The sequence below is a fragment of the Pseudomonas sp. 1 R 17 genome (genome assembly GCF_900067035.1).
GTDB lineage: Bacteria > Pseudomonadota > Gammaproteobacteria > Pseudomonadales > Pseudomonadaceae > Aquipseudomonas > Aquipseudomonas marginalis.
In genome coordinates this window covers 1-12,981 of record NZ_FKLB01000016.1, presented here as the reverse complement: position 1 = coordinate 12,981, position 12,981 = coordinate 1, and the positions used below count along the sequence as shown (strand labels likewise).

Genomic DNA, 12,981 nt, shown 5'->3' with positions numbered 1-12,981 from the left:
GGGCATTACCAAGCCCGCTCAATAACAAAACAAATGAGGGCGTGAAAATGGTGTTGAACAAACGTGCAACCGCAGTGCTGTTCACGGGTTTATTGGCCACGGCCACTCACGCGGCCATGGCGGCCGAAAGCGTCAATTTCGTGAGCTGGGGCGGTAGCACCCAGGATGCGCAGAAGCAGGCCTGGGCCGACCCGTTCAGCAAGGCCAGCGGCATTACCGTGGTCCAGGATGGGCCCACCGACTACGGCAAACTCAAGGCTATGGTCGAAAGCGGCAACGTGCAGTGGGACGTGGTGGATGTCGAGGCCGACTTTGCCTTGCGCGCCGCCGCCGAAGGCCTGCTCGAACCCCTCGACTTCTCGGTGATCCAGCGCGACAAGATCGACCCGCGCTTCGTCTCCGACCATGGCGTGGGCTCGTTCTTCTTCTCCTTCGTGCTCGGCTACAACGAAGGCAAGCTCGGCGCCGGCAAGCCCCAGGACTGGACCGCGCTGTTCGACACCAAGACCTACCCCGGCAAGCGCGCCCTCTACAAATGGCCAAGCCCCGGCGTGCTCGAACTGGCGCTGCTGGCCGACGGCGTCCCGGCCGACAAGCTCTACCCCCTGGACCTGGACCGCGCCTTCAAGAAACTCGACACCATCAAGAAAGACATCGTCTGGTGGGGCGGCGGTGCGCAGTCGCAACAGTTGTTGGCCTCCGGCGAAGTCAGCATGGGCCAGTTCTGGAACGGTCGCATCCACGCCCTGCAGGAAGACGGCGCGCCCGTGGGCGTGAGCTGGAAGCAGAACCTGGTCATGGCCGACATCCTCGTCGTGCCTAAAGGATCGAAAAACAAAGCGGCGGCGATGAAGTTCCTGGCCAACGCCAGCAGCGCCAAGGGCCAGGCAGATTTCTCCAACCTGACCGCCTATGCACCGGTGAACATCGACAGCGTGCAGCGCCTGGATTCGGTGCTCGCGCCGAACCTGCCGACCGCCTACGTCAAGGACCAGATCACCCTCGATTTCGCCTACTGGGCCAAGAACGGTCCGGCCATTGCGACACGGTGGAATGAATGGCTAGTCAAATGAAAATGACGGCAACCACACCGACCGGGAGCGCCCTCGGCGCTGCCGGCGCGGTTTCGCCCAAGGCCGGGGCGCCGTCCCTGGCACAGCGCTGGCGGGGCTCGAGCAACCTGATCCCGGCCCTGCTGTTCCTCGGCCTGTTCTTCCTGGCGCCGCTGATCGGCCTGCTGCTGCGCGGTGTGCTGGAGCCGGTGCCGGGCCTGGGCAACTATGAACAGCTGTTCGCCAACTCGGCCTATGCACGGGTGCTGCTCAACACCTTTTCGGTGGCGGGCCTGGTGACCCTGTTCAGCCTGCTGCTGGGCTTTCCGCTGGCCTGGGCGATCACCCTGGTGCCGCGCGGCTGGGGACGCTGGATCCTGAATATTGTGCTGCTGTCGATGTGGACCAGCCTGCTCGCCCGCACTTACTCCTGGCTGGTCTTGCTGCAAGCCTCCGGGGTGATCAACAAGGCGCTGATGGCCATGGGCATCATCGATGTGCCCCTGGAGATGGTGCATAACCTCACCGGCGTGGTGATCGGCATGAGCTACATCATGATCCCGTTCATCGTGCTGCCATTGCAGGCGACCATGCAGGCCATCGACCCGATGATCCTGCAGGCCGGCTCGATCTGCGGCGCGAGCCCGTGGACCAACTTCTTGCGCGTGTTCCTGCCGCTGTGCCGGCCGGGGTTGTTCTCCGGCGGCCTGATGGTGTTCGTGATGTCCCTCGGTTACTACGTCACCCCGGCACTGCTCGGCGGTGCGCAGAACATGATGCTGCCCGAGTTCATCATCCAGCAGGTGCAATCGTTCCTCAATTGGGGCCTGGCCAGTGCCGGCGCCGCGTTGCTGATCTTCATCACTCTGGTGCTGTTCTACTTCTACCTGAAGCTTCAGCCGGAATCCCCGGTTGGCGCCAGCAACGCGAGGTAAGCCGTCATGCTCCTGACCCCCAATGCCATGAGCCGCAGGATGCGCTTGGGCCTCTACACCACCACCGGGTTGATCGGCCTGTTCCTGCTGCTGCCGATCGTGTTCATCGTGCTGCTGTCGTTCGGCTCGTCGCAATGGCTGGTGTTCCCGCCGCCGGGCTGGACGCTGAAATGGTACGGCCAGTTCTTCTCCAACGCCGACTGGATGAACGCAGCCATGGCCAGCCTCAAGGTGGCCGTGCTGACCACCGTATTCGCCGTCGCCCTCGGCCTGCCCACCGCCTTTGCCCTGGTGCGCGGGCGCTTCCCCGGCCGTGAATTGCTCTACGGCCTGTTCACCCTGCCGATGATCGTGCCGCTGGTGATCATCGCCGTGGCGGTGTACGCGCTGTTCCTGAAGCTTGGCTACACCGGCACGATGTTCGCCTTTGTGGTCAGCCATGTGATCGTGGCGCTGCCGTTCACCATCATCTCGATCATCAACTCGCTGAAACTGTTCGACCAGTCGATCGAAGACGCGGCGGTGATCTGCGGCGCCTCGCGGTTGCAGGCGGTGTTCAAGGTGACCTTTCCGGCGATTCGTCCGGGGATGGTCGCCGGTGCGCTGTTCGCCTTCCTGGTCTCGTGGGACGAAGTGGTGCTCAGCGTGATGATGGCCAGCCCGACCCTGCAAACCCTTCCCGTAAAAATGTGGACCACCCTGCGCCAGGACCTGACGCCTGTGATCGCCGTCGCGTCGACGCTGCTGATCGGCCTCTCGGTGCTGGTCATGGTGATTGCCGCCGCCGTTCGCCGGCGTACCGAAACCCGCGCTTGAGCGCCGAGGAGAAGAACATGAGTGCAGTGATCAACGATGTCGCGCAGAGCCATGGCCAACCCCTGGTCAGCCTGCGCAACCTGAACAAGCACTACGGCGAATTCGCTGCCGTGGACAATATCTCGCTGGACATCCAGGACGGCGAATTCCTCACCTTCCTCGGCTCCAGCGGCTCGGGCAAAAGCACCACGCTGTCGATGCTTGCCGGCTTCGAAACGCCAAGCAGCGGCGAGATCCTGGTCAGTGGCCAATCGCTGGTCAACGTACCGCCGCACAAGCGCGACATCGGCATGGTGTTCCAGCGCTACTCACTGTTCCCGCATTTGTCGGTGCGCGACAATATCGCCTTCCCCCTGGCGATTCGCAAACTGGCCAGCGCCGAACGCGAAAAGCGCGTCGACGCCATGCTCAAGCTGGTGCAGCTTGAGCAATTTGCGCATCGCCGCCCTTCGCAATTGTCCGGCGGCCAACAGCAACGGGTCGCCATCGCCCGCGCGCTGGTGTACGAACCCCGCATCCTGCTGATGGACGAACCCCTCGGCGCCCTCGACAAGAAGTTGCGCGAAGACCTGCAGGACGAACTGCGCCAACTGCACCGGCGCCTGGGCATCACCATCGTCTACGTGACCCACGACCAGGAAGAAGCCATGCGCCTGTCCCAGCGCATCGCGATTTTCAGCCACGGCAAGATCGTCGGCCTGGGCAGCGGCTTCGACCTGTACCAGAACCCGCCGAACGCGTTCGTGGCGTCGTTCCTCGGCAACTCCAACTTCCTCAAGCTCAAGGCCCAGGGCAACGCGGCGGCGGCGTTCGAAGGCCGATCCGTGTCGATCCGCCTGACCAGCGGCCTGCACACCGAGCAGGATGTGCTGCTGATGGTACGCCCGGAAAAAGCCCTGGCGCTGAGTGTCGAACAGGCCGCTGAGCAACCGCTGGCGGCGGGCTGGAATGAAGTGTCGGCGATTGTGGGTGAGGTGCTGTTCCTCGGCGAAAGCCAGACCTGCACAGTGAAAACCCTCGGCGGCACATCGATGACAGTCAAGGCGCTGTCCGCTGCGGGCATGCCCCTCAAGGCCGGCGACCCGGTGCGTGTGCGCTGGGCGACGGCGGATGCGTGTGTGTATACGCAGTGGGCGGAGAGTGATCTGAACAAGGCCGCTGGCGCGCATTGAATCCCATGTGGGAGGGGGCTTGCCCGATAGCGTTGTGTCAGTTAAAGATGCATTCACTGACACTCCCTCATCGGGGCATGGGTATCTACACAACTTCCAGTGAATACGAAATCTATGGCAATTAGGCTTCTGTGGTGAGCGGGCTTGCCCCGCGCTGGGCTGCGAAGCAGCCCCAAAACCTTCACCTCGATTGATTCTGGCACTCTTCGGTGACCTTATTGGGGCCGCTTCGCAGCCCAGCGCGGGGCAAGCCCGCTCACCACAGAGTTATGTGTCAGCCTTTAAGAGTTGTGTAGATACCTATGCTCATCGGGGGCAAGTCGAATCGTCGCACCGCCCCTCCCACATTTGAGGTGCGTTTATCCGTCAACTCTTGCGCTCGAAAATCGCCCCCTCGATCCCCAGCACTTCACGGGTATCCGCATAAATCCCCACGCCCTTCTCCCACACGTGCTTGATCGACCGGTCGGCGCAGCGAATCCGGTAATTGAGCTCGAACGGCTCCTGCCGTGACAACGCATATTGCACCTCGCGCCATACGTAGTCAGCGTCCTGCGCCAGGATCAGGCTGTTGTAGGTGAACTCATGGTTGTCCACCAGGCGTTCGGCAGGGTAGCCGGTGAGTTGCAGGCAGCCGGCGCTGACGAATTCCATGGTCCAGTCGCGGTTGTTGCGGCCGCGATAGATCAGGCCCGGCATGCTGTCGAGCAAGCTCATGCTGCTGCGCTGGCTGGCCTGCCAGGCGATTTCGCGGCGCTTGTGGGCAGTAACGTCCCCGGCCACCAAATAGAAGCCTTGGGGGCCGCGCTTAAGGCTGATCTCGAACCAGCGCAGTTCGCCACTGGGGTGCACAAAGCGCAGGCGCTGGTTGAATGAGGTGTCGGGGCGGCGGCGCAGTTCATTCAAGGCCTGGCGCCATAGCGGGCGGTCTTCCTGGTGCACGTAGTCCATCAGGTTGCGCTCCGCGCCCGGCGGGCCCATCAACTCGGCCCAGGCCAGGTTGAAGTGGGCGATCTGGCCGTTGTCGCGCAGTTGCAATAAGGCGGCGGGAAAGCAATCCATCAGGTCAATCGGCGGGGGCGCAAACGCTTCGGGGCTGTCCCTCATCTAGTGGCGCTCCTCGTGTTTCATCAAGGCGCCGCTGTGCACCCAGGCCGCCAGCTCCAGGCGCGAATGCAGGCCGAGCTTCTGCAACAGGCTGCGCACGTAGATTTTCACCGTGCCGTCGCTGATCCCCAGCTCCCGGCCGATCTGTTTGTTGCTCATGCCGGCGGCGATCAGCGCCAGGGTCTGGCCTTCGCGCTCGGTAAGGTTTTCGCTGCCCGCAGCCTCACACGCTTGCGTGGGCTCGGCCTGGTCGGCGAGCAGGGCAATCAGGCTCGAATCCAGCACGATCGCGCCCTTGTGACAGTTGCGCATATACGCCAGCAACGCATCCGGCTCGGTTTCCTTGAGCACATAACCGCTGGCGCCCAGGCGCAAGGCCGTGAGCAGCTCGGCGCGGTCCATGGAGGCGGTGAGCACCACCACCTGGCAATCCAGGCGCAACTGGCGCAGTTCGTCCAGCACCTGCAAGCCGCTGAGGCCGGGCATGTGCAAATCCAGCAGCACCTGTTGCGGCGTCAGGCTCACGGCCAGGTTGATGCCCTCGCGGCCGCTGGCCGCCTGCCCCACCACTTCGAAGTCGCCGTTGGCATCGAACAACTGCGCCAGGCCCTTGCGAAACAACGGGTGATCATCGATCAGTAATAAGGTCGTGCAGTCCATCGAGACTCCCCTGTGGCAGATCGTGGTGGCGGCGCAGGCCAAGGTGCACGCGCACCCCGTGCGGGCGGATCGCTTCTATGCTCAGCCGTGCGCCGATGCTGGCGGCGCGCTCGCGGATAATCGCCAGGCCGAAATGGTTGTGCTCGTCGCAGGCCGGGATCAAGCCGATGCCATCGTCTTCCACCGACACCGAGGCGTCGCCGTCCTGGGTCTGGCGCAGTTCGATGCGCACGTGGCGCGCGTGGGAATGCCGCACCGCATTGGCCAGGGCCTCGCGAATGATCTGCAGGATCTGCAATTCGGTTTCCGGGCTCAGGGCGTCGTCGGCCAGGCGGTTGTCGAGTTCGAAGACAATGATGCAGCGCCGCGAGAACTCCGCGACCGAATCGGCCAGGGCCTGGCGCAGCGAGCGCCCGTCCATGGTCAGGCGCGCACTGGTGATCAGCTCGCGCACCTGGCGTTGCAGTTGGCTCAGGCCGGTGCACAAGTCCTGCAGTGCCGGCTCGCCCAGCTGCGACTGCAATCCATGGGCCTGGAACGACAGGTAGCCCAACTGCTGCGCCACCGAATCGTGCAGCTCACGGGCCAGGGCGCCGTGGCGGGAGGTCGCCTGTTTGCGCTGCTGCTCACGGTTGTGGCTGCGCAGGCGTACGCTCACGCCTACCGCCTGCGCCGCCTCTTCCAGTAACTGGCGCCAACTGGCACCGGCGCGCCGGGGGGTGTCGAGCAGCAATGCGCCCTTTTCACCCTCGGGCAAGGCGCACACCAGACGGTGCACGCCCCGTTGCCGGCAAGGTCCGCAGGCTTGGGGAGCGTCCGTCACGCTGGCGTCGCGCCAGGGGCAACGCGCGACCGCCTGGCAGCCGTCGACCCACCCTCGCCGCGTCGGACCCAGGTCTTCGCCGCCGAGGATCAGGTTAAGCCGGGCAGGCGGCAGCAGTGCGTCGAAACGGTCCAGGAAACCCGACAAGGCACCGTCAGCGTGCAGGGGCAACCCGGCCAACAACCTGCGCACGCTGCGCGCCTGTTCGGCGCGTACAGGCCCCAACCAGAGCGGCCAGCCTTTTGGTCGTGTCAGCACTCTTTGATAACTCCCCGTCCGGTTGCTCTGTGTGGTCGAAAGGCCCAGCAACTTCCATGCCCCGAATGGCCGGCGCGCAAGGCTTATCTCCAAAGGCATAGCCCTTTTTCCAGATTGATAAGATTTTCCCCATAGGAAAGTATCTCTCCCAACAGGAAACAAACACACACCGTGGAGAGCCCGCATGACGCCTACCCGCAGCCGCCCCATCGTGGTGATTCAATCAGCCGCCGCCAGCGCAGCGTTCATCAGCGAACTGCACATGCCCGTGCTGTTGAACGGCGAACACCCCGAGTTTGCGCGACGCCTGCAACAGGCGCTGGCCAGCGCCACCGTGGGCTGCCGGCTCTACCTGCTGGGCGACGAAGCCTTTATCTGGCGTGTGCACGGCGAGGCCCGCGTCGCTGGCCTGGAACACGACGAGATCGACATGACCTGCATCCCCGGCCTGCGCCAGGTGTATTGCGCACACTGCGGCGTGACCCAGGCGGCCGGGCCGGAGCCGCTGTTGAACTGCATCGGCTGCCACGTCGGGCTGGAGGTCCGCACGCATTTTTCCCGGCGCCTGGGGGCGTATCTCGGCGTGTGCATCAACCCCGACCAACCCTACGCGGGGTTCCAGCCATGAGCGCGGCCCTCAACGTCCAGGTCAGCGCCGCACGCATGCTCACGCCGGTGGTGCGCGAATTCACCCTGACGCCCGCCACGGGCAGCCTGCCCGGCTTCTCGCCCGGCAGCCACGTGCAGGTGCACCTGCCGCTGGGCGAGGGCACGGTGCGCAACGCCTATTCACTCACCAGCGACCCGGCGCACACCCAGCACTACCGCATCGCCGTGCGCCTGCAAGATGCCTCGCGCGGTGGCTCGCAGTACCTGCACAGGCAGGTGCAGGTCGGCGACACCCTGCAGATTTCGCCGCCGGCCAATCTGTTCGCGCCCCATGGCACCGCGCACCTGCATATCCTCATCGCCGCCGGGATCGGGATCACGCCGTTCATGGCCTATATCGCCGCGATGGAACAACAGCAGGCCAACTTCGAGCTGCATTACCTGTTCCGCCGGGGCCTCAGCGACGCCTATCTCGACGAGCTGCAACAGCGTCTCGGCCCGCGCCTGCACACCTACGACCGGCGCCCGGACCTTAACCCAATCCTCGGCAACCGGCCGCTGGGCAGCCACGTCTACACCTGTGGCCCGCAGCCCTTGCTCGAGGCGGTTGAGCAACACGCCACACGCCTCGGTTGGCCGAGCAGGCGTGTGCATTCGGAAGCCTTCAAGGGCGCACAACCCGGCCAACCATTCGACCTGCAGCTGCTGCGCAGCGGCCGACGCCTGCGGGTCGAGGCCGAGCAAAGCCTGCTCGAAGCCCTGGAACACGCCGGACTACAAGTGCCCAACCTGTGCCGTGGCGGAGTCTGCGGCCAGTGCATCACGCGCCACCAGGGCGGCGCCATCGAACACCGCGACAGCTTCCTCAGCCCGGCCGAGCAGGCCGACTTTCTGATGCCCTGCGTCTCGCGCGGCAGCGGCCCCTGCGTTTCGCTGGACCTATAGGAGTGAGTGCCATGCCCCTGCAAACGAGCCCCGTGCTGAGCTATCGCGACGATTTCAGCTTTCGCAACAGCCCGGCAGCGATCCGGCGTTTCCCCTTTCCCTTTATCGAGGACAGCTACCTGTACTCGGTGAACATCGAACCGGCCATCTCCCGCGACCCCGGCTCGATCTATGAGCACGCCTTCGACATCGACGAGCACTACCGCTCGGAAATGGCCGAGCGCGCCCTGGTGCTGGACAAGGACCCACGCCGCTACCTGGTGATGCCCCACATGCAAGTGGCGGCCTGGGATGCGCTGCAGATGATCATGGAACACCTGGCCGCCGACTACCCGCAGTCGTTCAGCCTGACGCAAAACGGCGAGCGCTGGCAGTGGCGCAACCACCTGTTGGACATCGACCAGGCCTTCATCTTCGGCGATGCCAGCAGCCTGCCCTGTGCGCCGCTGGAGTACATCGGCCGCCAGGTGCAGGGGGATTTCGCCCTGCTCGACCAGCGCGACGGCGACCTGTACATGGACGCCGGCCTGGTCACCAGCCCGGCCGACTGGTCGCTGGCGTTCGACGCCGGCATGAGTTTCAAGCAATGGCACGCACCGGTGCCCATGGCCCATCAGATGGGCGTGTTCGAACGGGCGCTGAAGTACCTGCTCAACCTGCAGGTCGGCCAGCCGGTACGGCGCTTGAACTGGACCCTGACCATCAACCCGCGCCTGGATTCGTCGCCGGAAACCTTCCATGAATGGGGCGCCGATCGCGGCCGGATCACCGCGCAGAACGTCGGCCAGCAGGTGCACCTGCGGGTCGAGCTGCAAGTGATGGCGCGCCTGCCGCGCAGCCACGCGGTGATGTTCAGCATCCGCACCTACCTGATCAGCCTGGACGAACTGGTCACGCAACCCGGCTGGGGCTGTCGCCTGCACCGCGTGCTGCGCGACCTGCCCGACCCCATCGCCGACTACAAGGGCATGACCCGCTACCGCCACACGCTGGTCGAGTGGCTGAGCCAGTTCGACCCACAGGCCTGATGCCCCTTCTTCTACGACAAGGAACCTCACATGACCCACTCATGGCGTATTTCTGCATTGGCCGACCGGCACCGCGCCCTCGGCTCGAACCTCGAAGACTGGAACGGCATGGGCACTGCCTGGACCTACAGCAGTGACCTCGCCGACCACCACCAGGCGATCCGCACCCGCGCCGGCCTGATGGACGTGTCCGGCCTGAAAAAAGTCCATTACGTGGGGCCCCACGCCGAGAGCCTGTTGCAGTGGGCTACCACCCGCGACATCGCCAAGCTCTACCCGGGCAAATCGGTGTATGCCTCGATGCTCGACGAGGACGGCAAGTTCGTCGATGACTGCATCGTCTACCGCACCGGCCCCAACGCGTTCATGGTGGTGCATGGCGCCGGCACCGGGCATGAAATGCTCGTGCGCTCGGCCCAGGGCCGGCAAGTGGCGGTGCTGTTCGATGACGACCTGCACGACCTGTCGCTGCAAGGTCCGCTGGCGGTGGATTTCCTCGCCGAACACGTGCCGGGCATCCGCCAACTGGCGTACTTCCACCACCTGCAAACCCGCCTGTTCGACCGCCCGGTGATGATCTCGCGCACCGGCTACACCGGCGAACGTGGCTATGAGATTTTCTGCAAGGCCGCCGATGCGCCGTTCCTGTGGGACAGCATCCTCGAACAAGGCGCGAGCCTGGGGATCATCCCCTGCGCCTTCACCGCCCTGGACTGGCTGCGGGTGGAAAGCTCGCTGATGTTTTTCCCCTACGACAACTCGCAGATGTACCCCTTCGCCGACCAGAAGGCCGGCGACACCCTCTGGGAAATGGGCCTGGATTTCACTGTTTCACCTGGCAAGAACGCCTTCCGTGGCGCCGAAGAACACCTGCGCCTGCGCGGCCAGGAGCGCTTCAAAATCACCGGCGTGCTGCTTGAGGGCGTCCGCGCCGCCGAGGCCGGCGACACTGTGTGGCAAGGCAACCAACAAGTCGGCGTGATCACCTGCGGCATGTATTCGCGCCTGAGCAAACGCTCGATGGCCATCGCGCGCATGAGCGTCGCCTGTTCCGAACCCGGTATTGCCTTGCAGGTTCGCGGCAGCCTTGAGGCCAGCGCCAGCACCCACGCCCTGCCCTTCGACGACCCGCAGAAAACCAAGCGCACGGCCAAGGGCTGAGCCTTCCTTCACTGAACTCAGGAGCTTTCGATGGACGCCTCCCGCGAACATTACATTCTCAAGATCACCTGCCCGGCGGCGTCCGGGATCGTCGCCGCGATCAGCGCGTGCCTGGCCCAACAGCAGTGCTACATCAGCGAGCTGGCGCAGTTCGACGATGAGTTCACCGGGCAGTTTTTCATGCGCGCGGTGTTCCGTTTCAACACCGGCGTGAGCGGCGACATCGGCGCCCTGCGCAAAGGCCTCGGCGACCTGGCCGGTGGCTTCGACATGCACTGGCAGTTGTTCAGCTCGCGCCAACCGACCCGCGTGCTGCTGATGGTCAGCAAGTTCGACCACTGCCTCACCGACCTGCTCTACCGCCACCGCAAGGGCGAGATGGACATGCACATCACCGCCGTGGTCTCCAACCACCTGGACCTGCGGGCGATGGCCGAACGCGAAGGCATCCGCTTCATCTACCTGCCGATCACCCAGGACACCAAGGCCGGCCAGGAGGCCGAGCTGATGCGCATCGTCGAAGACACCCAGACCGACCTGGTGGTGCTCGCGCGCTACATGCAGATCCTGTCCGACGGCCTGTGCCAGCAACTGTCGGGCCGGGCGATCAATATCCATCACTCGTTCCTCCCAGGGTTCAAGGGCGCCAAGCCGTATCACCAAGCCTATGACCGTGGCGTCAAGCTGATCGGCGCCACCGCCCACTACGTCACCAGCGACCTGGATGAAGGCCCGATCATCGAGCAGGAAATCCAGCGCGTCGACCATACCCACCTGCCCGACTCGCTGGTCGCCATCGGCCGCGACACCGAAACCGTGGCCCTTTCCAAAGCCCTGAAATACCACCTGGAACACCGGGTGTTCATCAACCAGGACAAGACAGTGATCTTTCGCTGAAACCTTCAGGAGGCACGCTCATGACCCTACGTGTTGCAATCATCGGTGCCGGCCCATGCGGCCTGGCGCAACTTCGCGCGTTCCAGTCGGCCCGCGACAAAGGCGCCGCCATCCCTGAGCTGGTGTGCTTTGAAAAACAGCAGGACTGGGGTGGCATGTGGAACTACACCTGGCGCACCGGCCTCGACGAGAACGGCGAGCCGGTGCACGGCAGCATGTACCGCTACCTGTGGTCCAACGGCCCCAAGGAATGCCTGGAGTTCGCCGACTACACCTTCGAAGAGCATTTCGGCCGGCCCATCGGTTCCTACCCGCCGCGTGAAGTGCTGTGGGACTACATCAAGGGCCGCGTGGAAAAGGCCGGCGTGCGCGACTACATCCGCTTCAACAATGTGGTGCGCCAAGTCACCTTCGACGAACAGAGCCAGCGCTTCACCCTCTACGCCCACGACTACACCAGCGACACCTTGACCTGTGAAGCATTCGACTACGTGATCAACGCCTGCGGCCACTTCTCCACGCCCAAGGTGCCGTACTTCGAAGGCTTCGAACAGTTCGCCGGGCGCATCCTGCATGCCCACGATTTTCGCGAGGCGCTGGAGTTCAAGGACAAGGACCTGCTGATCGTCGGCAGCAGCTATTCGGCCGAGGACATCGGCTCGCAATGCTACAAATACGGCGCGCGCAGCATCACCAGTTGCTACCGCAGCGCGCCCATGGGCTATGCCTGGCCGGATAACTGGGAAGAAAAACCGCTGCTCCAGCGCCTGGAAAACAACCGCGCGTACTTTGTCGATGGCAGCAGCAAGCACATCGACGCGGTGATCCTGTGCACCGGCTACAAGCACCACTTCCCGTTCCTGCCCGATGCACTGAGCCTCAAGACCGACAACCGCCTGTGGCCGATGAACCTCTACAAGGGCGTGTTCTGGGAACCCAATCCCCGCCTGATCTACCTCGGCATGCAGGACCAGTGGTACTCCTTCAACATGTTCGACGCCCAGGCCTGGTATGCCCGCGACGTGATCCTCGGGCGCATTCAGTTGCCCGGCCACGCCGACATGGTCGCCGACAGCCAAGCGTGGCACGCACGGGAACAGGCCCTGGAAACCAACCAGCAGATGTTCGAGTACCAGGGCGCCTATATCCAGCAACTGGTGGACGCCACCGACTACCCGAATTTCGACATCGCCGCCGTCAACGAAACCTTCCTGCACTGGAAGCACGACAAGGCGGAAAACATCATGGGCTATCGCGACAAGTCCTATCGCTCGCTGATGACCGGCACCCAGTCGCCGCCGCACCACACGCCGTGGTTGCAGGCCCTGGATGACTCGATGGCGGCGTACCTGGGCGAGCCCGCGACCCCCATCAAGTCGGTCGGCTGATGATGAATGCACCGCGTGTTTCCCATCCCCGCGAACCCGGGCTGTTTGCCCGCGCGCCGAACCTGGAACGCTACCAAGTGGCCGCCGGCGGCGTGACCCTGGTCGACTTGCAGCCCGGCGACGGCCTGCA

At 64.2% G+C, this 12,981-nt stretch carries 13 protein-coding genes; 10 read left to right on the top strand and 3 right to left on the bottom strand.

What is annotated here, in order from left to right:
• Positions 1-47 precede the first annotated feature (47 nt).
• The 4 genes from BFP99_RS01835 to BFP99_RS01820 are packed head-to-tail and all read left to right on the top strand — an operon-like array spanning position 48 to position 3,975.
• Entirely contained in the window at positions 48-1,073 is a 1,026-nt protein-coding gene (locus BFP99_RS01835) for an ABC transporter substrate-binding protein (protein ID WP_065946544.1), read from the top strand.
• The gene (locus BFP99_RS01830) at positions 1,070-1,987 is read left to right on the top strand and encodes an ABC transporter permease (protein WP_065946543.1); all 918 of its coding nucleotides are present in this window, start codon (positions 1,070-1,072) and stop codon (positions 1,985-1,987) included. The genes BFP99_RS01835 and BFP99_RS01830 overlap by 4 nt, the downstream gene beginning before the upstream one ends.
• Before the next feature lie 6 nt (positions 1,988-1,993).
• Entirely contained in the window at positions 1,994-2,803 is an 810-nt protein-coding gene (locus tag BFP99_RS01825; RefSeq protein ID WP_010567348.1) for an ABC transporter permease, read from the top strand.
• Between the two features lie 17 nt (positions 2,804-2,820).
• Positions 2,821-3,975 carry an ABC transporter ATP-binding protein gene (locus tag BFP99_RS01820; protein ID WP_065926399.1) on the top strand — a complete coding sequence of 385 codons (1,155 nt, stop codon included), beginning with the start codon at positions 2,821-2,823 and terminating at the stop codon, positions 3,973-3,975.
• A 366-nt stretch (positions 3,976-4,341) separates the two neighbouring features.
• Here BFP99_RS01820 and BFP99_RS01815 read toward each other — a convergent pair whose 3' ends face one another.
• Genes BFP99_RS01815 through BFP99_RS01805 form a run of 3 tightly spaced genes read right to left on the bottom strand, consistent with a single transcriptional unit; the run spans position 4,342 to position 6,757 of the window.
• Positions 4,342-5,082, bottom strand: a complete 741-nt coding sequence (locus tag BFP99_RS01815) for a PAS domain-containing protein (protein ID WP_065946542.1) — start codon at positions 5,080-5,082, stop codon at positions 4,342-4,344.
• On the bottom strand, positions 5,083-5,742 hold the full coding sequence (locus BFP99_RS01810; protein WP_065946541.1) for a response regulator: 660 nt from the start codon (positions 5,740-5,742) through the stop codon (positions 5,083-5,085).
• Positions 5,711-6,757: an ATP-binding protein gene (locus tag BFP99_RS01805; RefSeq protein ID WP_065926408.1), complete on the bottom strand. Its 1,047-nt coding sequence runs from the start codon at positions 6,755-6,757 to the stop codon at positions 5,711-5,713. Before BFP99_RS01805 ends, BFP99_RS01810 begins: the two co-directional genes overlap by 32 nt.
• Before the next feature lie 250 nt (positions 6,758-7,007).
• On the opposite strand from BFP99_RS01805, the gene BFP99_RS01800 reads away from it, so the two are divergent.
• From BFP99_RS01800 to BFP99_RS01775, 6 genes are read left to right on the top strand one after another with little or no spacing between them, the layout of a single operon-like run.
• Positions 7,008-7,451: a dimethylamine monooxygenase subunit DmmA family protein gene (locus tag BFP99_RS01800; protein ID WP_065946540.1), complete on the top strand. Its 444-nt coding sequence runs from the start codon at positions 7,008-7,010 to the stop codon at positions 7,449-7,451.
• Positions 7,448-8,377, top strand: a complete 930-nt coding sequence (locus tag BFP99_RS01795) for a PDR/VanB family oxidoreductase (protein WP_065946539.1) — start codon at positions 7,448-7,450, stop codon at positions 8,375-8,377. Before BFP99_RS01800 ends, BFP99_RS01795 begins: the two co-directional genes overlap by 4 nt.
• A gap of 11 nt (positions 8,378-8,388) precedes the next feature.
• Entirely contained in the window at positions 8,389-9,405 is a 1,017-nt protein-coding gene (locus BFP99_RS01790) for a heme-dependent oxidative N-demethylase family protein (RefSeq protein WP_065926404.1), read from the top strand.
• A gap of 30 nt (positions 9,406-9,435) precedes the next feature.
• Positions 9,436-10,566: an aminomethyltransferase family protein gene (locus tag BFP99_RS01785; RefSeq protein WP_065946538.1), complete on the top strand. Its 1,131-nt coding sequence runs from the start codon at positions 9,436-9,438 to the stop codon at positions 10,564-10,566.
• Positions 10,567-10,596: 30 nt separating this feature from the next.
• The gene (purU, locus tag BFP99_RS01780) at positions 10,597-11,463 is read left to right on the top strand and encodes a formyltetrahydrofolate deformylase (protein WP_065939724.1); all 867 of its coding nucleotides are present in this window, start codon (positions 10,597-10,599) and stop codon (positions 11,461-11,463) included.
• 20 nt (positions 11,464-11,483) lie between these two features.
• The gene (locus BFP99_RS01775) at positions 11,484-12,851 is read left to right on the top strand and encodes an NAD(P)-binding domain-containing protein (protein WP_065946537.1); all 1,368 of its coding nucleotides are present in this window, start codon (positions 11,484-11,486) and stop codon (positions 12,849-12,851) included.
• Positions 12,852-12,981: the final 130 nt, after the last annotated feature.

Bases quoted from the DNA above. Each gene is read 5' to 3' on its own strand.
- BFP99_RS01835 (WP_065946544.1), top strand. From the start codon at position 48: ATGGTGTTGAACAAACGTGCAACCGCAGTGCTGTTCACGGGTTTATTG.
- BFP99_RS01830 (WP_065946543.1), top strand. From the start codon at position 1,070: ATGAAAATGACGGCAACCACACCGACCGGGAGCGCCCTCGGCGCTGCC.
- BFP99_RS01825 (WP_010567348.1), top strand. From the start codon at position 1,994: ATGCTCCTGACCCCCAATGCCATGAGCCGCAGGATGCGCTTGGGCCTC.
- BFP99_RS01820 (WP_065926399.1), top strand. From the start codon at position 2,821: ATGAGTGCAGTGATCAACGATGTCGCGCAGAGCCATGGCCAACCCCTG.
- BFP99_RS01815 (WP_065946542.1), bottom strand. From the start codon at position 5,082: ATGAGGGACAGCCCCGAAGCGTTTGCGCCCCCGCCGATTGACCTGATG.
- BFP99_RS01810 (WP_065946541.1), bottom strand. From the start codon at position 5,742: ATGGACTGCACGACCTTATTACTGATCGATGATCACCCGTTGTTTCGC.
- BFP99_RS01800 (WP_065946540.1), top strand. From the start codon at position 7,008: ATGACGCCTACCCGCAGCCGCCCCATCGTGGTGATTCAATCAGCCGCC.
- BFP99_RS01795 (WP_065946539.1), top strand. From the start codon at position 7,448: ATGAGCGCGGCCCTCAACGTCCAGGTCAGCGCCGCACGCATGCTCACG.
- BFP99_RS01790 (WP_065926404.1), top strand. From the start codon at position 8,389: ATGCCCCTGCAAACGAGCCCCGTGCTGAGCTATCGCGACGATTTCAGC.
- BFP99_RS01785 (WP_065946538.1), top strand. From the start codon at position 9,436: ATGACCCACTCATGGCGTATTTCTGCATTGGCCGACCGGCACCGCGCC.
- purU (WP_065939724.1), top strand. From the start codon at position 10,597: ATGGACGCCTCCCGCGAACATTACATTCTCAAGATCACCTGCCCGGCG.
- BFP99_RS01775 (WP_065946537.1), top strand. From the start codon at position 11,484: ATGACCCTACGTGTTGCAATCATCGGTGCCGGCCCATGCGGCCTGGCG.